This window comes from Thermodesulforhabdus norvegica (assembly GCF_900114975.1).
GTDB lineage: Bacteria > Desulfobacterota > Syntrophobacteria > Syntrophobacterales > Thermodesulforhabdaceae > Thermodesulforhabdus > Thermodesulforhabdus norvegica.
Window position 1 is genome coordinate 601,039 of the sequence record NZ_FOUU01000001.1, and the last position, 21,064, is coordinate 622,102.

The following is a 21,064-nucleotide window of genomic DNA, read 5'->3' on the forward strand; positions in this document are numbered from 1 at the left end:
TGACCCTCCTGCTTTAGGCTATCTGAGAAAGGCTCCCACGAATCCGTTTTGCTCAAGGTATTTTTTTGCCCCGGGAGACCTGACTTCCTCGATCCGCCCCTTGGATGCCAGAACCTTTTCGGATGCGAGCCATATAATGTCGTCGACCTCTTCCAGTTCTGCCGAGCAATAGGGACAGTTAGCATTCTCGGGAGCGTGATCAAGCAAGACCTCACACCTGGGACAGTAGTAACCCGAAACGGCATACCCCGAGGGGTAAACCAGAAGGTAAACTCTCCCCTGGTTAATTGCATCAAGAACGCCGTTTATCCCCATAACCGCCTTTTCAGAAGTACTTCCTGATTTGCTGGCGGCAGTTACCACGTCTTTTACGAGCTTTTCTTCGACTGCCCTTTCTCTTTCCTCAATAGCAGGGATACACGCCTCAAGTACCTCTTTTTCCGAAGCCTTAACGGGCATACGAACTCTGTCCACAACCTTTTCCTGAAGAGATCGGGGTAGAAGTCTGTAGAATTCTGCCGTGACCTCGGGGGGGCCCATGAGTATTAGGTGGGGGAGTTGATAGCGGAGGGTGAGTTCCTGAAGCCTTTCCGAAAGCTCTTTTAGGAACCACGAACTCCAGGTTTCTGCCCGTCTTTGAAAGACCATTTGAGATCTCATGTGGTCCGTTCCACTGGTCTTTCTGTGGCGAACGGGGGGGATATTTATCGCATCTTCCAGTTCTTCAATCTGCCCCAGGAAGACAATAAAGAACCGTGCTTTTTCCCGGTCCAGGAGTACCACCCCGTATCTCTCGTATTCGTCCATTGCTTCGATAAGAGGGCGCACGTAAGGAGTGTCTTCGTAGGCAACCACATTTGCCAGTCTGAGGGGGAGTTCTTCCTCGTAGTAGAAATCTTCTGAAACATCGCAGAAAGCCACGTAGGTTTTTCCGCCGGGTATCAGGTGTTCCACCCTTGACCTGATCCATCGGGAATCCTCTTCAAAATGTTCTTTCAGAGAACTGTCTTCGATATTCGCTCTAACCTTTTCCAGCATCTGATCCAGAAGCGTCCTGTAACCGCCTTTGGCATTGGCAGGGAGGGAGGGATCGATGTTCAGATAAACACTCAAAACCGGCGAGCCGTCTCTTGCGGTTCTTTCTTTCAACTCTTTTAAAACATGGGGTTCAAATACCTTCATGGCGCCCTCCTGTTTCGGTTTAAGTTGTTAACCCCGGAATATGCTCTGGACTACGGGCACAAGCCATGCCAGAATTGGGGCCACCGCCAGAGCGGGAAGCATGTTTCCTATACGGATGTCTTTAAGCTGCAACAGGCGAATTCCGATTGCCAGTACCAGCAGTCCACCGGTCGCCGTCATTTCGGCGATCATGGCTTCGGTCATGATGCTGTGGATATAGGATGCCGCCAGGGTTATCGCTCCCTGATAAAGAAAAACGCTGAAAATTGAGAAAAAAACTCCCCACCCCAGCGCAGCGGCCAGCCCGAGAGATGCAAACCCATCCAAGACCGATTTCATGGAAAGGATCGTGTAGTCCCCTTTTAATCCGTCCTGTATGGAACCCAGAATTGCCATTGGTCCCACACAAAAGAGCAAGCTGGAACTTACAAAGCCGTCAACGAAGTTTTTGTGTCCAGACAGTGAAAGCAACTTTTGTACTCTTGAGGCAAAGGAGTTCAACCTATCTTCAATGTTAAGATATTCACCTATGATGCTCCCCGCAAGAAGGGCGCCCAGTACTATGAGAATATTTTCTGTTTTTAGACTCATCTGGATTCCGATTGCCACGGTAAGCAGTCCGAGACTGTCGAAAACGGTGCGCTGAATGTTTTCGGGTAGTTTTGATCCCATTGCAATTCCCAGCAGGCTACCTGCGGAAACTGCTCCGACATTGATGATGGTCCCCGTCATAGGCTTTCCTCCGTAGTCACTGTTTTCGGCAAGGATGGGATTTTTTAGCACAGGGGGAGTGAAAAAGAAAAACAGGGTTTTTTGCGTTTTTTTGTTGACAGGGTGCGGGCAGGTCGATAAATTTCTGAATGAATATTCATTCAGAATGGCAGGATCGGGATCATGAAAGACAACTCAAAGCGAAAAAATGACAAGTACGACCGAATACTGGAAGCTGCCATCAGAGTTTTTGCAAGGAACGGTTTTTTCCAGTCCAGAGTCTCGGACATTGCCCGAGAAGCCGGCGTTGCAGATGGGACCATCTATCTCTACTTCCGTAACAAAGATGACCTGCTCATCTCTATCTTCGAAGAAAAAATGCGAGAAGCCATCGAAATTTTCAAAAGGGAATTGATGGAGTGTCCGGATGCAGAATCGAAGTTTCGCAAATTCGTCGAAGTTCATCTCTACCTCTTTGAAAAAAATCCCGATCTTGCCTCGGTCCTGCAGGTTGAGCTCCGACAGAGTGCGCGCTTTATGAAAGAATACAAAAAGGTTGAGCTGAAAAGATTCCTGGACCTTATCGGGCAGATCATTGAACAGGGCCAGGAGGAGGGGGTTTTTAGAAAAGAGATCTCGGTCAGCATTGCGAAGCGCTTTGTCTTTGGTGCTCTCGATGAGATCGTTTCCACGTGGGTGAGTCGTGGTTGTAAAGGCGACCTGAAAAGTCAGGCGCCGCACATCGTCGAGCTCTTCCTGCAGGGTTTTAAGTGCAGGCAGACAACCGAGAACGTCTCATAACAGGAGGCTGGGTGCAATGAAGTTACTTGTCGACGAGAGGGACGCCAAGTTTGTTCTATACGAGCATTTGAACGTTGAAGAGCTTTGCAACTATCCGAAATACCAGGAATTTTCCCGTGATATGTTCGACATGGCCATATCGGAAGCCGAAAAGCTTGCGATGAACGAGTTCTACCCCACCAACCGCGTCGGGGATCTTGAAGGTTGCAAGTTTGAAAATGGAATTGTCAGAGTGCCTCAGGCTTTTCACAGGGCTTATCAGAAGTACTGTGAAGGCGGCTGGCTTGCCATGGCAGATCCTCCCGAAGTTGGCGGTCAGGGTTTTCCGTACGTTGTGGCAACCTGTTGCATCGAATTCTTCGGTGCCGCCAACTGGTCTCTGTGCATGTACCCGGGGCTTACCCATGGTGCCGCAAGGCTTCTTTATCGCTACGGTACTCCGGAACTTCAGGAAAAGTACATGTATAAAATGTTCTCAGGGGAGTGGGGCGGCACCATGTGCCTTACTGAACCGAACGCCGGAAGCGATGTCGGCGCCCTGAGAACCAAGGCTATTCGGAATGGGGACGGTACTTATCGAATTGAAGGGCAGAAGATTTTTATTTCCTCCGGAATGCATGATCTTACCGAGAATATTGTTCATATGGTTCTTGCGAGAATAGAAGGAGCTCCTCCGGGAACCAAAGGAATTTCCATATTCCTGGTTCCCAGGCTGAGGGTTGAGGCCGACGGAAGCCTGGTGGACAACGATGTGACCTGTCTTGGCATAGAAGAGAAGATGGGAATTCACGGATCTGCCACGACGGTCCTCAGCTTTGGTGAAAACGGCAATTGCATTGGCTACCTCATGGGCGAAGAGAATCGCGGTATGCGGATCATGTTCGACATGATGAATGAGGCTCGTCTGTCCGTCGGAATGCAGGGCCTGGCCCACGCAAGTGCTGCATACCTGCATGCTTTGCAGTATGCCAAAGAGCGGATTCAGGGCACTCCGCTAGAAAAAATGAAAGATCCGGCGGCTCCCAGGGTTCCCATCATACAGCATCCCGACGTAAGGCGTATGCTGATGTTTATGAAAAGCGGTACGGAAGGGCTTCGGGCTCTTATGTATCTGGCGGCCTACTGTATCGATAGGGCCGAGGTTGCGCAGAATGACGAGGAGCGAGAGCTCTTTCAGGGATACGTTGATCTGCTTATCCCGATCTGCAAATCCGTGGGAAGCGATCTGGGCTTCAGGATCTGTGAAACGGCCATTCAGGTGTACGGAGGATACGGCTACATCAAGGAATATCCGGTCGAACAATTCTTGAGGGACTGCAAGATTGCTTCTATCTACGAAGGAACTAATGGAATTCAGGCGTTAGATCTCGTCGGCCGCAAGCTTACCATAAAAAGAGGGCAACTCTTTAAGAACGCCTGGAAGTTCTCCCGGGATGTCATGGCAAAGATCAGAAAAAACCGCAGGCTCAGGGATCTTGTGGCCATTTACGATGAAGCCCAGCAGATGCTGACGGAAACCACCAAGTACTTCGGTCTTAAGGGAATGACGGAAGAATTCTACGTTCCGATCCTCTATGCCAAACCTTACCTGGACTTCTTTGGCGATGTGACTCTTGGATTTCTGCTTCTGTGGCAGGCCCATATTGCCGACAAGAAACTCCAGCAGATCTTTGAGGATCACGGTGCGAAGGATCCGGCCGCTCAGAGGAAGGTCATAGAGACCAACAAAAGTGCTGCTTTTTACTACGGTAAAATAGCATCGGCTCGATACTTTATTACTCAGAACCTTACACAGGCCAGAGGCAAGGCCCGGGCTATCATGAGCGGGGACACCTCACCGCTGGATATCCCCGAGGCCGGATTTGCACTTGATTAACTGGACTTAAGGAGGAACCGCTCATGAAAGCAAGAGAAGTAGTTTTGGTTGACGGAATAAGGACGGCTTTCGGGAAGGCAAAGGAAGACGGGTTTTTCTGGAACACCAGAGCCGATGACATGGTGGTAAAGGTAATTCGCGAGCTTTTGAGGCGAAATCCTCAGGTAAAGCCGGAAATGGTGGAAGAAAACGTCTGGGGAGCGACTACTCAGGAAGGCGATCAGGGTCTTACTATAGGCCGTACAACGGCCATCCTGGCAGGGTTGCCCGTGGAATGCTCAGGTTTTGCCGTTGACAGGATGTGTGCCGGCGGGATGACCGCCGTGACCTGTGCGGCATCGGAAATAGCACTGGGAGCCTGTGATATTGCCATTGCTGGCGGAGTTGAGCACATGGGCCATCATCCCATGGGGGCAACGGCCGATCCCAATCCGCGCTTTCTTACCGAGAGGATCGTATCCGAAGATGCCCTCGTTATGGGAAAAACTGCCGAGAATCTGCACGACATGTTTCCCGAAATAACAAAAGAAATGTCCGATGAATACGCGTATTGGTCTCACAAGAAGGCCGCCAAGGCTTACGAAGAAGGGAAAATTCAAAAAACCATTGTTCCGATGACGGTTTATACCAAGCAGGGATGGGTCGTTGCCGATCACGACCAGCAGCTTCGACCGGATGTGACGCTTGAGGGTATGAAAAATCTCAGAACTCCTTTCCGTGTGATGGGAAAGGTTACGCCGGCAAACTCTTCGGGTCTTAACGACGGTGCTGCCGGCGTACTCCTTATGTCTGCCGAAAAGGCGAAGGAACTGGGAATTCAGCCGAAAATGCGGCTTGTGGGTTATGCCTATGCAGGTGTCCATCCCGAGGTAATGGGTCTGGGGCCGATACCTGCGACGAAGAAGGTGCTTCAGCGCACCGGCCTGTCTTTTAACGACATTGGAATCATTGAGCTTAACGAAGCCTTTGCAGTACAGTGCCTTGTGTTCATGAAGGAATTCGGCCTCAAGGCGCCCGATGACGAGCGGCTGAACCCCTGGGGAGGAGCAATTGCATTTGGTCATCCCCTCGCTGCGTCCGGCCCAAGGCTGATGATTCATCTCATGCATCTCTTTCAGGAGCGCCCTGACGTAAGGTACGGCCTTGCCACGATGTGTGTTGGCCTTGGGCAGGGTGGAGCCGTTATCTGGGAAAACCTCATGGCAAAATAATCGGAGGGGATAAAGATGGCCGAGCCTATTACTCAATTTTATGTAAGGTTTTACAATTCGCCTGTGGGTAAAATAGCTATCGTTACGATGGACAACGGAGAGGATTACAAAAAGCCGAATGTTTTTAACGAAGGGGCTCTCGAGTCTCTAAATAAAGCGATCAATACGGTCCTTGTCGAAAAGGACGTTAAAGGGCTTCTCCTTACGGGTAAACCATACATTTTTGCCGCAGGAGCCGACCTCACACAGGTCCCCTTCATAACGACCTTTGAGCAGGGCTATGCCGTCGCCAAGGCAGGGCACGATACCTTCAAGAGGATAATGGACCTGCCCTTTCCCACCGTTGCCGCGATAAACGGTGTGGCTCTGGGTGGTGGTCTCGAGATTGCCCTTTACTGCGACTACAGAACGGTATCCAGAAGTGCTCAGGCTATCGGCTTTCCTGAATGCTTCATAGGACTGGTTCCCGGCTGGGGTGGATGTACTCTTACGACAAAGCTCGTGGGACCCGAAAAGGCCGTTGAGCTGATAATCTACAACGCCTTGAATCAGAACAGAATGATAGACGGTACGAAACTTTACGAAATGGGCCTTGCAGATCGACTTTTTGACGGTGCCGAGTTTCTGGATGAGTCACTTCTCTTTCTTCAGGACATAATTTCCGGAAAGGTCAAGGTTGAAAGGCCCGAAACGAAGATGAATGCCGTTAAAACGGTGGTCAAGCAGGCCCGGGAGTTTATTGACAGCAAGGTTCACGGGGCGGCACCGGCTCCCTACAGAGCGCTGGAGATCATTGAAGGCGTCTGTTCCAACGATATCGAATGGGGTTTTGAAGAAGAAAACAAGGCCCTGGGGGATCTGATTAAAAGCCGCCAGTGCAAGTGCTCCATCTACGCTTTCGATCTGGTCAACCGCTATGCCAAGAAGGTCAAAGGCATACCCGATGCCAAACCCATGAAAATAAACAAAGTGGGAATTCTGGGAGCCGGGCTCATGGCTTCTCAGCTTGCCCATCTCTTCATCTATCGACTGGGTGTTCCCGTGGTCATGAAAGATATCAAACAGGAGTTTGTCGATAAGGGGTGTGCCTATGTTGCCTCTGAATTCCAGAAGATGGCTCAGAAAGGCAGGATTACGGAAGCAAGAGCCCGCTACCTGACGAGTCTCCTCAAAGGCACCCTTGACTACGGCGACTTTGCCGATTGTGACTTCGTGATAGAAGCCGTTTTCGAAGAAATGAGCGTGAAGAAGCAGGTCTTTGCGGAAGTGGAACAGGTTGTCAGACCCGATTGTATCCTGGCGACCAATACATCTTCCTTAAGCGTTACGGAAATGGGAGCAGATCTCAAACATCCGGAAAGGGTTGTGGGATTCCACTTCTTTAATCCTGTGGCGGTTCTTCCTCTAATAGAAGTCATAAAAACTCCGAAGACCAACGACGTGACCCTTGCGACGGCATTTGATCTTGCGAAAAAACTCAAAAAGACGGGCATCCTCGTTAAGGATTCTCCGGCCTTTCTCGTAAACCGTCTGCTTACCAAGATGATGGTGGACTGCCTTAGCATGGTCGATCAGGGAGCGTCCTTCCAGCAGGTTGACAACGCACTGCTGGCTCTGGGGCTTCCGATGGCTCCCTTTGATCTGCTGGCGCTCGTCGGCCCGGCCGTTGCCTATCATGTTAATGAAACGCTTCATTACCATCTCAGCCCCGAACGTTTTCCGCTCAATCAGAATCTGAAGCGGATTGTCGATGCCGGGAAACGCTCCATCTACATCCAGTCGGGCAAAACCAAGAAGGTTGATCCGGAAATAGAGAAGATGTGGGTAAGGGTGGACAATAGAGAATTTCTTGATGAGGAGATTCGAGACATCTGCCTCGAAAATCTTGCCCGTGAAATTGACCTGATACTCCAGGAGGGCGTTGTGCAAAGCTCCAGGGATGTGGATCTGGCCATGATCATGGGTGCAGGATGGCCTTTCTTTATGGGCGGGATAACAATGTACCTTGATATGGCCGGCATAACCCCACGGGTCCTGCAGAAGGTGTTTTTCAGCGTTTAAGCCAGGCCCCGTTTCGTGCTCATGGTTCCCTCCTCTTAGAAAGGGGGGTCGGGACTTCCGGATCCCGACCCCCCTTTCGTTTCCTCAAAGAAGATTTCGTTTGTTCCGGGAAATGTGCTAGAAAAAAGTCGATTCTGCAAAGCTCCGGAGGTGTACGTTATGCAGTGGAGGCTTGCCGACCTTTTGCAGGCAACGGAAGGTAGGCTGATTCAGGGATCAGGCGCCGGTGACGGATCAGAGGTCTTCAACTTCATCAGCACGGACACGCGCACTTTGAAGCCCGGTTCGGTCTTTGTTGCTCTCAGGGGAGAACGCTTTGACGGTCACGATTTCGTTGAAGAGGCGGTGAAAAAGGGCGCAAAGGCGGTCATTGTGGACAGAGATGTGCTGCCTTTAACGGCCGAGGCCTGTTTCATCAAAGTCGAAAATACCAGGAGCGCCCTGGCCCGACTTGCCATTTACAGGCGCCAGAGGTTCTCGGGTCCTGTGGTGGGTGTTACGGGATCAAACGGCAAAACCTCCACAAAAGAAATGATAGCTTCCGTGCTTGAGAACAGGTTCCGCGTTTGGAAAAACCCGGGAAACTGGAACAACGACATCGGAGTACCTCTTTCGATACTGGAAATGCCCGATCAATCGAATGCAGCGGTGCTGGAGCTCGGTGTTAATCATCCGGGTGAGATGTCCGAACTTGTGAGGATTGCCGAGCCCAACGTGGGTGTTATTACCAACATTCAGCCCGCTCATCTGGAAGGGTTCGGTTCGGAAGATGGGGTTTTTCGAGAAAAGACGGTGCTCTGGAATGCTTTGCCTCCGGACGGTTTGGCCGTTGTAAACAGAGATGATCCGAGGCTTTCGAAAGCGGAGCTTATTTTGAAGGTTCCATCGGTTTCCTTCGGTCTGGAAGCAGATGCCGATGTGTGGGTTCCGGGTGGGAAGGCTTCGGTCAGACTGGATGTTTCCGGTACGTCTTTTCCCGTTCGCTTCGGAGGACAGCGGGCAGAAGTCAATCTTCCCGTATGGGGCGATCATTATGTGGTAAACGCTCTGGCGGCCGTGGCCGTTGGGGTCCATTTCGGTATCGATCTCCGGGCATCCGCAGAAAAGCTTCGGATGTGGCGGCCGGCGCCCCACAGAATGAACGTTCATAACCTTAAGGACGGGACCGTGCTTGTGGACGATACCTACAATGCTAACCCCGGATCTGTGAAAAAGGCGATTGAGACGGTGGCTCAGGTTGCGAGAAAAGTCGGGCGAAATTTCGTGGCAGTCCTGGGAGATATGAAAGAACTGGGTGCCGAGGCGGAAAGGCTTCATAAGGAGGTAGGACTTTTTCTCGTAAGTTTTGAACCTGTTCTGATTGTAACCCTGGGTGAAATGGCGAAAAAGATGCTGGAGGATGTTGAAGGAAGTCGTAGGAAAGCATGGGTCCACGCCGGGTCTCACGAGGAAGCGGCTGCAAAGGTGATGGAAATGGTAGAATCTGGAGCCGTCATCCTCGTTAAAGGATCCCGTAGCATGACCATGGAAAGGGTCGTCGAGAAGCTGATCGAAGGTCGAAGATGAAACCGGGGGAAAGGCCTAAGAAAAACTTTGGGAGTCGGTTTGTCGTTCTGGGACTTGGGGTTTCCGGTTTTTTCGCATGTAAAGCTCTTTTTCAGAAGGGCTTTTGTAATGTAATCGCCTATGACGATCAGGAACTGGAGAAATCAAAGCCCGGGATTTATCGTGAGCTGCGTTCTCTGGGCTGTCGCGTCGTGTGTGGCAGGGAAGGGATAGCGGAACTGCTGGGGGAACTTTCGGCCGGGGATACCGTTATAGTTAGCCCCGGTGTTCCGTTGAACCATCCGGGGGTTCTGGAAGCCGGCAAAAGGGGGTTGGAAGTAATCGGTGAGCTTGAGTGGGCCTGGCGAAATCTTGAACCCCGGGTACCCGTTGTAGCCGTTACGGGAACGAACGGGAAGACAACGACAACGGAACTGATCGGGAGTGTGTGCCGGGAATATTTCGGTGCCGATCGGGTTTTTGTCGGCGGAAACATAGGAGAACCCCTCAGCAGTTTTATCTGCAAGCCTGAGGCCTCCGTGGACGTGATTGTTCTTGAGGTAAGCAGTTTTCAACTGGATACGGCAAAAAGTTTTTCGCCTCGTGTGGCCGTGGTTCTTAACATATCGGAAGATCATCTTGATAGGTATGATTCTTTTGATTCCTACGCCCGTTCGAAGATGAGCGTCGCCTGGAAGGCTGTGAGTTCGGGTGGTAGGGCGGTGCTTAACGGAGATGACCCGGTAATAGTGCGATATGCTCCTGACAGAGGGTGTCTGTTCTGGACTGGCCGGAGCAGAAAAGGAGATGCCGTAATCTCGGCTTCGGCTTTGCGGTTATTTCCCGGTACCAGCGAAGAATGGATCTTCGATTTTTCACGGGCTCGCGTGCTGGGCAGGCATAACCACGAGAACTTTGCGGCTGCGGCACTTTGCTGCTTCCTTCTCGGAATTCCCACCGGCTGTATCGAACGGGTTTTTACGGAGTTTCGACCCGGAAGCCATCGCCTTGAATGGGTAGGATCCTGGAAGGGCATTGACTTTTACGATGACTCGAAGGCCACGAATGTCGATGCGACGGTGAAAGCCCTGGAGGCTTTTGATAGACCCCTGTGGCTTCTGGTTGGAGGTCGGGACAAGGGCGGTTCGTACGATAAGCTGGTTCAGGCGGCAAAGTTGAAGTGTCGTGGGGTCCTGTGCTTTGGTGAGGCTCGTGACCGCATCTACGGGTTTTTCGAGAATTGCGGGTTTGAAGTAACAAAGGTTGAAGATCTTGAAGAAGCTTTCCTTGTTTCTTTAAGGAAAGCCAGACCCGGCGACATCGTACTGCTGTCGCCGGCCTGTTCCTCTTTTGATAGGTATCGGAATTATGCGGAAAGGGGAGATCATTTCAAAGCCCTCGTAAAGAATCTTATAGAAGGGAAGCCGGGGTCGTGAAAGGCAATAAGGTCGGGGAATTGCCGCCCTACGCTGAATACATTGTGGTGTTGTGCACGATTCTTCTTTCCATCGGTTTGGTTCTGGTGTATTCGGCAAGTGCCCCTTATGCCCTCGAAGCCTGTGGTTTTAAAGAAGATTGTGCTTCAACGACTTACCTTCTGCGACATCTTTTCGTTACAGTCGGTTTTTTTGTTTCCATGTTTCTGGTGTCCCTGGTGCCGCTGAGGGTATGGTACAGGCTCTCCAGAGTGGGCATTGTGGTTGTTGTTATCCTGCTCACAGGCCTTTTAATTCCGGGAGTTGGAAGGTGCTACAATAATGCCTGCAGGTGGTATGTGCTTTTCGGTGGTTTCCATTTTCAGCCTTCCGAATATGCAAAGCTTGTGTGGGCAATTTATCTTGCCGATGCTCTTTATCGCCACGGAGCCAAACTGGGTAATTTCTGGAGAGGTCTCGTATTTTATACGATCTTCATGGCGATTATTTCGGGGCTTATTCTGGCAGAACCGGATTTCGGTAATGCAGTACTCGTGGGTGTTTTAACGGTGGTTATGCTCGCAGCGGCAGGTGTTCCCTGGAGGCATTTTGCGGTTTATGTTGTTGTTGCGGCGGTGGTGGGTTACTTCTTTGTGTACCGTGTAGATTACCGCTGGCAGAGAGTAATTGCGACCTACAGCCCCTGGCAGCATGCTCAGGATCAGGGGTATCAGATTATTCAGTCCTGGATTGCTCTTGGATCGGGGGGACTTTTCGGGCAAGGGCTTGGGAGTGGTCTTCAGAAGCTTCGATATCTTCCTGAGCCGTTCACGGACTTTATAGTCGCCGTTGCAGGCCACGAACTGGGTTTCGCGGGGATTTTTTTGCTGATTTTTCTTTTCGCCGTGCTCTTTTGGGTACTCTTTTCCGTTATGAAAAGGATAGAAGACGACAGAAACAGGCTACTCGCAACGGGGCTTTACGCTTTGCTGGCGGTTCAGGTCGTTGCTAACGGTGCGGTCGTAACCGGGCTATTACCCACAAAGGGGTTGCCGATGCCCTTTCTTTCATACGGGGGATCGCATACCGTTGCAACGGGTGTTCTTATGGGGTTGTGGCTCAGGCTGATCAGAGAAGAAATATACCTTAGAAAGAAGGGGTAGGTGTGATCAGGTATCCGTCTTTTCGGCGCGTTCACTTTATAGGAATCGGCGGAATCGGTATGAGCGGCATAGCCGAGGTTCTTCTGAATATGGGATATGAGGTGTCCGGTTCTGACATACGTGAAAGCGATACGACTTTGAGACTCAGGGAGCTCGGAGCGGATGTGAGAATCGGTCACGATCCGGGAAACATAGAGGGAGCCGAAGTGGTCGTTTTTTCTTCGGCCGTTAGGGCCGATAATCCCGAAATGGTTGCGGCTCTGAACACGCCGGGCTTGCCGGTTATACCCCGTGCCGAAATGCTTGCCGAACTCATGAGGATGAAACATTCAATTCTTGTTGCCGGCGCCCATGGCAAAACGACGACTACTTCTATGATAGGCACTCTTCTGTGTGAGTCGGGTCTGGATCCCACGGTTGTTATTGGAGGAAAACTCAATGCCTGGGGAACCAACGCCAAGATGGGAGCCGGTCAATTTTTCGTGGCCGAAGCCGACGAGAGCGATGGGACCTTTCTGCTGTTCAGTCCTTCCATAGCCGTGATTACCAACATAGACAGAGAACATCTGGACTATTACCGGGATATTGACCACATCGTTGACTCCTTTATTCAGTTCGCCAATCGGGTGCCTTTCTACGGTCTTACCGTTCTTTGCTGTGACAACGAATGGGTGGCCACAAGGGTTCTGCCGGCCCTCAAGAGGCGCTACGTAACTTACGGATTTCGTGAAGGAGCCAATTATCGGGCTCTTAACTTACGGGCCGAAGGTTTCGGAAGCGTTTACGATCTTGAGTGGAACGGCAGGGTTGTTTGTTCGTTCAGAATTAGCGTACCGGGAAGACATAATGTTTTGAATTCTCTTGCGGCCGTTGCGGTTGGTCGAGAGCTGGGCCTTTCCTGGGAGGAGATTGGAAAAGGGTTAGAGCGGTTTACCGGGGTTCAGAGAAGGCTTCAGATCAAAGGAGATGTAAAGGGTATCACGGTGATAGACGATTACGGTCATCATCCTACCGAAATTGAGGCAGTCCTGGAAACACTGGAGGAGTATTTCCCGGAAAGGCGAAAAGTCGTGGTTTTCCAGCCCCATCGTTATACGAGAACCAGGGCATTGGCCGACGAGTTCGCCAGAGTCTTTCGTAGATGTCATGTTCTTTTCATGTGCGATATTTACCCTGCAGGGGAAAAACCCATACCGGGAATAACGGGTGAATTTCTTGCGGAAAAGATAAAGAGGGAATCCTTCGGAGACGGTGATCGAATATTCAGGTTCAGACCGTCCCTTGAGGAGCTTTTACAGGAGGTAGTGGATAGTATAACCTCCGGGGACATGGTTATAACTCTGGGGGCGGGGAATGTCTGGAAGGTCGGTGAAGAACTCCTTTTGAGGCTAAGGCGTCAAGAACCGCGATGATTGAGCCGGCACTGAAAGAATTCATACAGATGGTTGAAAAAGACAGACTGCAACGGGTGAGGTGCCTTCAAAGAGAACCTTTGAGCAGGCATACTACCTTCAGGATCGGCGGCCCCGTGGATCTGTTTGTTGAAGTTTTTTATCCCGATGATGTGGCAAAAATCATGAGTTTTTGTAAGACCAACGGGTTGCCCATAAAGATAATGGGCGGTGGAAGCAATCTTCTCGTTTCCGACGGGGGGGTGCGGGGGTTGGTGGTTAAACTTGAAGCGGCAAAGGTGGATGACTTTTTCCGTGAAACTGCGAATGACGGCCTGGCTTATCGAGACGACGGTAATGTTATCGTGAGGGTGCATGGGGGTCTTAAGACCAAAACACTTATCTCCTGGTGTGTCAGGATGGGCTTTTCGGGTTGTGAGTTTCTGGCCGGCATCCCTGCTACGGTAGGCGGAGCCGTGAAAATGAATGCAGGGACTCAAAGGGGTTGTATGGGTGATGTTGTCGAGACCGTGGAAGTTATAGACTCTGAAGGAAAATACCATGTCCTTGATTACATGAAAGATTGCAGGCCTTCCTATAGACACGCCGACATTCCGGAGTCCGGGGTGGTGGTATCCGCGACCTTCAGGCTTTTACGTTCTCGTCCCGATAAAGTTCGTCTGAAAGTTAAGTCTATCATGAAAGAAAGGCTCGAAAAGCAGCCTTTAGGTTATCCATCCGCAGGATGCGTTTTCCGTAACCCTGCTCAAAACCTTAGCGCAGGATATCTAATCGATAAATGCGCTCTGAAGGGAGTCAGAATAGGAGATGCCGAGATAAGTGCCAAGCACGCAAACTGGATTATAAATCGAGGTCGAGCCACGGCAAAAGAAGTACTCAGTTTGATTGAGATGGTTAAGAAAAGGGTTTTTGATGAGTTTGGATTGGTGCTTCAAGAAGAACTGGAGATCTGGCATGAGGATGAAACGATGTGATGTTACATCTGTTGTGGTTCGCTGTAGAAATCGCGATTGTATTACGGTGAGCTTTGTAACTGCAGGCTAATAACGGGTTGTCTGTAGTAAAACTGAAAATATTAAAGACCTGTGGTGAACTTTAGTTTTATTCATACTTTTAACTTTGTGGGCGGCATATATGCTCATTGCCTAAAAGCAGAAGGGCGATTAGACTTGATGATCTACCGATATCGGCATTTATGTTGTTTTTCAAAAGAGACGAAAGGCGGTGAACATTTTCAGGCGAAGTGGGAATATGTCTAATTCTTCGGAAAATCGGCGAATAAGCGAAGTGGTCCTATCGATGGATTGTCTTGAGGCCCTCTTTAGTTCTCTCGACTTCAAAGGATGGCGTATCCTTGAGAAAGCAGGCCGTAAAGGCATAAGGATTTGGGTGCATCTGGGTATTCTGAATGCTCTTTTTGAAAGGTGGTTGTCGAAGGGTAGGGGGTTGGAGTTTAAAAGGCTGGTGGGCAGAATCCTTGAGTATGCGAAACCTCTAGCTGCGCTTTCTGAAGATGCTTTTTCCATTTGCAATGACTCGGTAGATCCTTATGTCAGGCAGGTGTTACTTTCTCTTGACCGCCTTGGCCCGGAAGCAAAAGCCCTTTGTGTGGAACATCTGGAAAAACCTGCTTCTTCCGGGTTGTGGATTACAATTGACGAATTTACCGAATATCTGGATGGTACCGTGACGACGGTCCCTGTGCCCTTTGTTGATCTCAGGAGTCAGCAGGATCGAATAAGGGCATCCCTGGAGAAAAATATCTTTCGGGTTCTCATGCACGGCAGGTACGTCAGGGGGGACGAGGTTTCTGAGCTGGAGCATAAGCTGGCGGAGTATGTGGGTGTCAGGCACTGTATTGCCTGTTCCAGCGGGACCGATGCCATTCTTTTGAGTTTGCTTGCCCTGAGGATCGGCCCCGGGGATGCGGTTTTTACAAGTCCCTTTACTTTTTTTGCAACGGCGGAAGCTATAGCACTTCTTGGGGCTACGCCGGTATTCGTTGACGTGGATCCGGTAAACTTTCTCATCGACCCGAATCAGCTTGTTAAGGCGGTAAAATCCCTCAGTGAAGGAGGAATTGATTATCCCCTTCCTGAGTCCGGAGACCTGAAAGCGCGGGCCGTAATAACCGTTGATTTGTTCGGCGTGCCCTGTGACTATGACAGAATAAGAGTCATTGCCGATCGTTACGGTCTTCTTCTGATCGAGGATGCGGCTCAGGCCTTTGGTGCCCGGCGAAAAGGGCGCAGAGCCTGTAGTTTCGGTGATTTGGCGTGCACCTCCTTTTTTCCCGCAAAACCTCTGGGTTGCTATGGGGACGGCGGAGCAGTTTTTACAGACTTCGATGAGTACGCCGACGTGGTGAGGTCCCTCAGGGATCACGGTCAGGGTTTGGGTGCTTACGAGCACCTGAGAGTGGGCTTAAATGCGAGAATGGATACGCTTCAGGCGGCGATCCTTCTGGCCAAACTCGAAATTTTTGAAGAAGAACTGGGCCTCAGGAGGAAAGTAGCGGAAGAGTACTCAAGGCTTATAGGTAACCTGCCCGGTGTCAGAATTCCTCAAGTAGCCCTGCCGGAACTTACGGAGAGTGCCTGGGCTCAATATTGCGTCGTCTTTGAGCGTAAAGAAGTCAGGGATAAGGTTAGGAGAGCCCTGAATTCCGCAGGGATACCCTGTGCCGTTTACTATCCTGTTCCGCTTCATCTGCAGCCGGCTTTTTCCCGTCTTGGCTATAAGAAGGGCGATTTCCCTGTTGCCGAATGGCTTTCGGAACGGGTCCTGGCTCTGCCGTTCCACCCCTATCTCGGGCCCGAGGTTATGGAAAAAGTTGCAGGGATTATAGAAGCTTCAATCCGTCATATTTCGTAATTCCGGGTTACCACATTTTCCAGCGCCATGTAGCCGAGGTGTCTCGAAGGGCCGAAGAATTTGACGAAGTGATAGGCCGGGACGTATTCAAAACCGCGAATCTCTTTATGGTAGCCTCCGAAGCCAGGATCGAACATTTTGATGCCTTTTTCAATGGCATACATAAAGGGTATGTAGTAGCAGGTGGCGAAGTGCAGGTAAGGTACGTGTTCAAAGCTCCCCCAGTAACGCCCGTAGAGTTTTTCGTTTTTCTCGAAGAATATGGCCATTCCTTTGGTATCGCTCCCGCGGGTTGCAATGGAAAAGGCACAGCGATCTCTGAAAAAAGGCCTTAACAGGATAAAGAACTGGCGGTTAAGGTAAGGTCGAATCCAGGGCGGCATGTGTTTTTTCCATGTTCTGAGGTAGAGGCCGTACATCTGATCGAAAATCTTTTCGTCAACCCTGGAGCCCGGTTGCATGGATATGTGTATTCCCATTTCATTAAGCTTTCTCAACTCCCGTCGGACGTTGCGACGCTTGTGAGAGCCAAGACTCCGAAGGAATTCTTCGAAGCTGGCGTAGTGATTGTGCCACATAAAGTGTTGAGTTATAAGCTGGACGTATCCGAATTGAGCCAGAAGGGGTTGCATTTCGTTTAAAAGGGGGTCCACAAAGTAGAGCCTCACCGACATGAAGCCGTAGATTTCGCACAGATAGTCTATGTAGCGCAGAAAAAGGCGCACAATGTGTTGCAGGTCTTTTGAGTTTCTGGTGGGGGTCAGAAATGAATAGGCCGGAACAGGCGTAAAGGGAATGGTGCCCACAAGGCCCTTTTCAAAGGGTATTCTGGTTATGGCCGAAACTTCGGCCATAAGTCCCGATATGCCGAATTCAAAGGCAGAATCGGTTCTTTCGAAAAAGGGTGCAATGGCTATGATGTTATCCTTCCTGTCAACGAGAGCAATGTGGAAAGGCTGATAACGGCGTTCCTCGCCCACGCAACGGGATTCTTCAAGGATGTAAAAATATTCCCACTCCATCATCGGAGCCAGGTGGTCGGTAAGCCGATTCCATTCATGGGGGCTTATCTCTTTAACGCTTGAGAATATCTTGAACTTTAATCCGGCCTGCACAGGTGAAGATAGTAAATCGGCGATCATAGGCTTCATCATTTTCTTTTCTCCATAAGTAGCTTTCTGTACAGGTTAAAGACCTGCCGGTAGCGGGTTTCAGGGGAACATAGCCTTTTGACCAGCTCATAGCCTTTTGTAGCACGCCTCTCCGCTTCGTCTGGATTTGACAGGGCTTCGATGATGGCTTCGGCCAACTTTTCGCCGCTGGAAGGCGGAACTACCCAGCCTGTTTCCCCCTTTATTACGATTTCCGAATTCCCGGAAACCTCCGTCGTAACGACGGGCTTTTTCATGGCAAGCGACTCTCTGATTGCTCCGGTTATGCCTTCTCCTTCAACGGATGCGCAAACGGATAGACTGCAGGCCGCAAGAATTGTGGGAACGTCCTTTCTGTGTCCCGTAAAGAGAAGTGAATCGCCGAGACCCAGCTTATCTCTTTCGGCAAGCAGACGAAGATAGTATTCCCTGTCGTCCACGTTACCGACCACGCAGAATTTGGCCTCGGGAAAAACTTTTTTTACCCTGTGAGCGGCGCTGATGAAGTACTCAAGCCCTTTTCGCCTGTCCACCGCGGCAACGCACACGACAAGAGGCACGCCGTCCGACAACCCGAGCTCTCTCCGAAAGCCGGAACTATCGATGTTTGGGCTGAATCGTGATGCGTCATAACTGCCGTAGATTACGGAAATCTTTTCCTCTGAAATACCTTCTTCTCTTACCAGAACGTCCTTTACCGCTTTGCTGACCGCAATTATGTGATCAAGCCCATCGGAGCGGAAGACCCGGCGGGTTACGGGATCCGGCAAGGGATAGGTGGTTCCCCTGTTGATAATAAGGACATGTGCCGACGTCCTTAATAAAACTCGCGTTGAAAAGTATCCAAAAAGAAGTGCAAGATTCCTGTGGCAGTGTATTATGTCTATCTGTTCTTCTTTAACAAATCGGGCGAGTTGAAGGTAGGAAGAGGGGTTTTTCATGTTCATGTGCCGGATCTTGAATGGGAAAGCTTGCCTTAACGTGCTGTGGACGTCGCGGAAGGGTTGCCTGTGGAAAATACAGGTTACAAGGTGGCCTCTTTTTTGTTGCATAGTAGCAAGGTTCAGCCCTTGAAATGCACCTCCCCGGGTGAGAGCATGATGTGTAAAGAGATGCAGGATTTTAAGCCTTTCCTCCATCGCAGGAAACAACCCCCTACAATACTGGTTTCCGCCGCAATACCAGAGGAATACAGACCGTTGAAGACAATTTTCGACACCTCCCGGACAATTCTCGGCAACATACCCGTTTATGAAACATACCTTACGTCTCACCCTAAGTCATCAGAAGAAAATGTATGCCGCCACTGTGTACTTGTTGCAACCGGCATGGGTCCGAATTTCTGGTTTAGGCACGGGTTGCGCATTCTCAACCACCTTCGCCCCGATCTCCTGATTTCCTTTGGGTTTTGCGGAGAACTTACCGCATCTCACAGTGACTCGGGTCTTTACATTCCCACGATTTTCCGCCCCCCCGGATACCACTCCTCGTCACCACTGCCCGTGCTTTCGTTAACTCTGCCGTCTTCGGTAATAAAAACCCTTGCCGCATATGGAGGCACCGTGTGTCAAGCAATAAGTGTGCCCGTTTATGTGCCGAAAAAGTTTATAGCCACTAAAGACACTGCCCCGTCGATTCTTGATATGGAATCCTATTTTACGGCTTTGGTGGCTTCCCTTTTCGGTCTTCCCTTTATTTGCCTTCGGGCAAAAACGGACGGTCCCGACGACGAAATACCCTTTGAAGTTAATCGACTTATAGACTCGTCGGGCTTCGTTTCTATAAGACGTGTCCTGTCGTACGCCTTCGGCGATCCCGGGGTGATTGTTTCTTTCTTCAGGTATTTTCGAAGATCTGCCAAAGCGGCGGCCGTACTAAAAGAAGCCGTTCTTGCGGTATTGAGGCTTCCATTGGCGGATCTGACCTCTATCGAGCCGCCGAGAATAATGGGTGACTCAGATCAGCTTGCCAAGGATTAGAAGTATGAAGCCGGCATAGAGGCCGCTTACTATGTCGTCTCCCATAACCCCGCAAAAAGTGCCTTTCATTCTGTCAAAGTGCCTGACACCCGGGGGTTTTGAAATGTCAAAAAGGCGAAAGAGCAGGAAGCCCGGGATGAGAAGCACGGATATGTGAAGTTTATCGCCGGTAATCAGGGGAACTACCAGAAATCCTGCGACTTCGTCCAGAACGAACCTTGTGGGGTCGGTTTCCTTCCACAGTTTTTGTACTTCCGGGAGCACTAATGCCGAGATCAGGCATACCAACAATAGCCAGGTCAGGATAAAAAATCTGAATGCTGCAGGGCTTTTGAAGGTTTCGTAGCCCCATACCACGATGGGAATAGCCACTGCAGTTCCCCATGTTCCGGGCATTCGAGGCAGAAAACCCGCGCCACCGGCCGAAGCGGCCAGTATGCTTAACGACTTGCTTACGGTTTTCCCGAAGTTGCAGTTCATGTGGGACTATCCGACACGGGAAGGTTTTTCCCACGGGGAGCGTCAAAGTATGCGTAAACGAAGGGCAGAAACAGTATAGCAGACATCAAAAAGAAGATTCCGGTATAGATGAAGGCGCCGCCGTATCCCGTATAGGATGCAATGATTCCGGTCATGGCATTTCCCGTGAACACACCGACGGTTCTGACCGTTTGCACGACGGCAGAATTGCCTCCAAGTCTCCTTTGGGGGAAAAGGGTGGAGGTCAGTAAGCCTGTTGCGAAAATCACCGGACTGTCGCCGAGGGTGTGCAGGATTCTTACGAGAATCATACGGTTTACCGAGTCGGCAAAGGCCGTGGCGATGTGGAAAACCGATGATACCACCATACCGCCTACCAGAAAAGGCGTAATGCGGGGATGTATGTCGAACTGATGACCCGTTAAGGGAGCGAGGAGTGTCATCCATAAGCCGACGGCCAAATAAACCAGACCGATTTCACGGGCGCTGAAGAGTAACTCTTTCTTCATCAGCATTGAAAACCCTGTGTGTTCTACCCCAAAGTGGAGTGCGTAAACGAAGTATACGGCCAGAAATAGCAGAGTCTTCTTTTGAAAGACGTCTTCCCGATACTCACTCCAGGAAAATCGGTTTATGGAGCCTTCCGGAAGGAGAGCGTAACAAACTATTAATACCAGAAAGACGTATGTCGATATTTTTAGGATGAGGTCGTAACCTCCCGAATTCCAGAGATAGCCTCCTATAAGTGGGCCGACGCCGAAGCCCAGAAAGAAACCCATCTGAAAAATCGACACCCTTAGTCCCCGGTGATCTTCGGGGATTACCTTAAGGTAGAGGGCAAAAAGAACGGTCTGGAATATGTTTAATCCCAACCCCCCCACGAAGGTTGCGAAGAAAATTAAACATTCTGCAAGGGCAAACTTCAGCATGACAATGTGGATAAGCATGCACGACGCGCCGGCGTAAAGGACTTTTTTGGGGCTGAGGCGATCGGCCAGGACTCCGAAAGGGATTATAAAACCCAGTCCTGCCAGGGGGTACATGCCCAGGATGAATCCAAGATGATTTCCGGCAACGCCGAGGTTTGTGAGATAGATGGGAAGAAAGGCCATCATCATCCAGAAAGTGGCGGTGAAGAGAAAACAGCACAACGGAAAAAGGAGCAAACGGAAGGAACCGAATGGGTTTCGACCGGTGCTCATG

General features: G+C 50.5%; 17 protein-coding genes. 11 read left to right on the forward strand and 6 right to left on the reverse strand.

Annotated features, from left to right (window positions below):
• Window positions 1-18: 18 nt before the first annotated feature.
• Both BM091_RS13835 and BM091_RS02940 read right to left on the reverse strand, forming a co-directional pair.
• Window positions 19-1,182 carry a baeRF10 domain-containing protein gene (locus tag BM091_RS13835; protein ID WP_177193500.1) on the reverse strand — a complete coding sequence of 388 codons (1,164 nt, stop codon included), beginning with the start codon at window positions 1,180-1,182 and terminating at the stop codon, window positions 19-21.
• Window positions 1,183-1,209: 27 nt separating this feature from the next.
• Entirely contained in the window at window positions 1,210-1,914 is a 705-nt protein-coding gene (locus BM091_RS02940) for a DUF554 domain-containing protein (RefSeq protein ID WP_093393341.1), read from the reverse strand.
• A gap of 162 nt (window positions 1,915-2,076) precedes the next feature.
• Between BM091_RS02940 and BM091_RS02945 the strand changes: the two genes are divergently transcribed.
• The 10 genes from BM091_RS02945 (at window position 2,077) to BM091_RS02990 (ending at window position 16,251) form a co-directional block, all read left to right on the forward strand.
• On the forward strand, window positions 2,077-2,694 hold the full coding sequence (locus tag BM091_RS02945; protein ID WP_218148778.1) for a fatty acid metabolism transcriptional regulator FadR: 618 nt from the start codon (window positions 2,077-2,079) through the stop codon (window positions 2,692-2,694).
• Between the two features lie 16 nt (window positions 2,695-2,710).
• Complete coding sequence (locus BM091_RS02950; protein WP_093393344.1) at window positions 2,711-4,570, forward strand: acyl-CoA dehydrogenase family protein; 1,860 nt, start codon at window positions 2,711-2,713, stop codon at window positions 4,568-4,570.
• Window positions 4,571-4,593: 23 nt separating this feature from the next.
• Entirely contained in the window at window positions 4,594-5,781 is a 1,188-nt protein-coding gene (locus BM091_RS02955; protein ID WP_093393346.1) for a thiolase family protein, read from the forward strand.
• Between the two features lie 15 nt (window positions 5,782-5,796).
• Entirely contained in the window at window positions 5,797-7,842 is a 2,046-nt protein-coding gene (locus BM091_RS02960) for a 3-hydroxyacyl-CoA dehydrogenase NAD-binding domain-containing protein (protein ID WP_093393347.1), read from the forward strand.
• Window positions 7,843-8,001: 159 nt separating this feature from the next.
• Window positions 8,002-9,408, forward strand: coding sequence for a UDP-N-acetylmuramoyl-tripeptide--D-alanyl-D-alanine ligase (locus tag BM091_RS02965; RefSeq protein WP_093393349.1), 1,407 nt, complete (start codon window positions 8,002-8,004; stop codon window positions 9,406-9,408).
• Complete coding sequence (gene murD / locus BM091_RS02970; protein WP_093393350.1) at window positions 9,405-10,823, forward strand: UDP-N-acetylmuramoyl-L-alanine--D-glutamate ligase; 1,419 nt, start codon at window positions 9,405-9,407, stop codon at window positions 10,821-10,823. Before BM091_RS02965 ends, murD begins: the two co-directional genes overlap by 4 nt.
• The gene (locus tag BM091_RS02975; protein WP_093393352.1) at window positions 10,820-11,965 is read left to right on the forward strand and encodes a peptidoglycan glycosyltransferase FtsW; all 1,146 of its coding nucleotides are present in this window, start codon (window positions 10,820-10,822) and stop codon (window positions 11,963-11,965) included. The genes murD and BM091_RS02975 overlap by 4 nt, the downstream gene beginning before the upstream one ends.
• A 5-nt stretch (window positions 11,966-11,970) precedes the next feature.
• The gene (gene murC / locus BM091_RS02980; RefSeq protein WP_342745444.1) at window positions 11,971-13,377 is read left to right on the forward strand and encodes a UDP-N-acetylmuramate--L-alanine ligase; all 1,407 of its coding nucleotides are present in this window, start codon (window positions 11,971-11,973) and stop codon (window positions 13,375-13,377) included.
• Window positions 13,374-14,351, forward strand: a complete 978-nt coding sequence (murB, locus tag BM091_RS02985) for a UDP-N-acetylmuramate dehydrogenase (RefSeq protein WP_093393353.1) — start codon at window positions 13,374-13,376, stop codon at window positions 14,349-14,351. The genes murC and murB overlap by 4 nt, the downstream gene beginning before the upstream one ends.
• Before the next feature lie 250 nt (window positions 14,352-14,601).
• Complete coding sequence (locus tag BM091_RS02990; protein WP_245735230.1) at window positions 14,602-16,251, forward strand: DegT/DnrJ/EryC1/StrS family aminotransferase; 1,650 nt, start codon at window positions 14,602-14,604, stop codon at window positions 16,249-16,251.
• Here BM091_RS02990 and BM091_RS02995 read toward each other — a convergent pair.
• Both BM091_RS02995 and BM091_RS03000 read right to left on the reverse strand, forming a co-directional pair.
• The gene (locus BM091_RS02995) at window positions 16,239-17,405 is read right to left on the reverse strand and encodes a GNAT family N-acetyltransferase (RefSeq protein ID WP_093393357.1); all 1,167 of its coding nucleotides are present in this window, start codon (window positions 17,403-17,405) and stop codon (window positions 16,239-16,241) included. The two genes, BM091_RS02990 and BM091_RS02995, sit on opposite strands and share 13 nt — an antisense overlap.
• Complete coding sequence (locus BM091_RS03000; protein ID WP_093393358.1) at window positions 17,402-18,541, reverse strand: glycosyltransferase family 4 protein; 1,140 nt, start codon at window positions 18,539-18,541, stop codon at window positions 17,402-17,404. Before BM091_RS03000 ends, BM091_RS02995 begins: the two co-directional genes overlap by 4 nt.
• Here BM091_RS03000 and BM091_RS03005 point away from each other — a divergent pair.
• Entirely contained in the window at window positions 18,500-19,381 is an 882-nt protein-coding gene (locus BM091_RS03005) for a phosphorylase family protein (RefSeq protein ID WP_177193456.1), read from the forward strand. The genes BM091_RS03000 and BM091_RS03005 overlap by 42 nt on opposite strands.
• Here the strand turns inward: BM091_RS03005 and BM091_RS03010 are convergent.
• Both BM091_RS03010 and BM091_RS03015 read right to left on the reverse strand, forming a co-directional pair.
• On the reverse strand, window positions 19,358-19,861 hold the full coding sequence (locus BM091_RS03010; RefSeq protein WP_093393361.1) for a phosphatidylglycerophosphatase A family protein: 504 nt from the start codon (window positions 19,859-19,861) through the stop codon (window positions 19,358-19,360). The genes BM091_RS03005 and BM091_RS03010 overlap by 24 nt on opposite strands.
• Window positions 19,858-21,063: an MFS transporter gene (locus tag BM091_RS03015; protein ID WP_093393363.1), complete on the reverse strand. Its 1,206-nt coding sequence runs from the start codon at window positions 21,061-21,063 to the stop codon at window positions 19,858-19,860. Before BM091_RS03015 ends, BM091_RS03010 begins: the two co-directional genes overlap by 4 nt.
• Between the last annotated feature and the right edge of the window lies 1 nt (window position 21,064).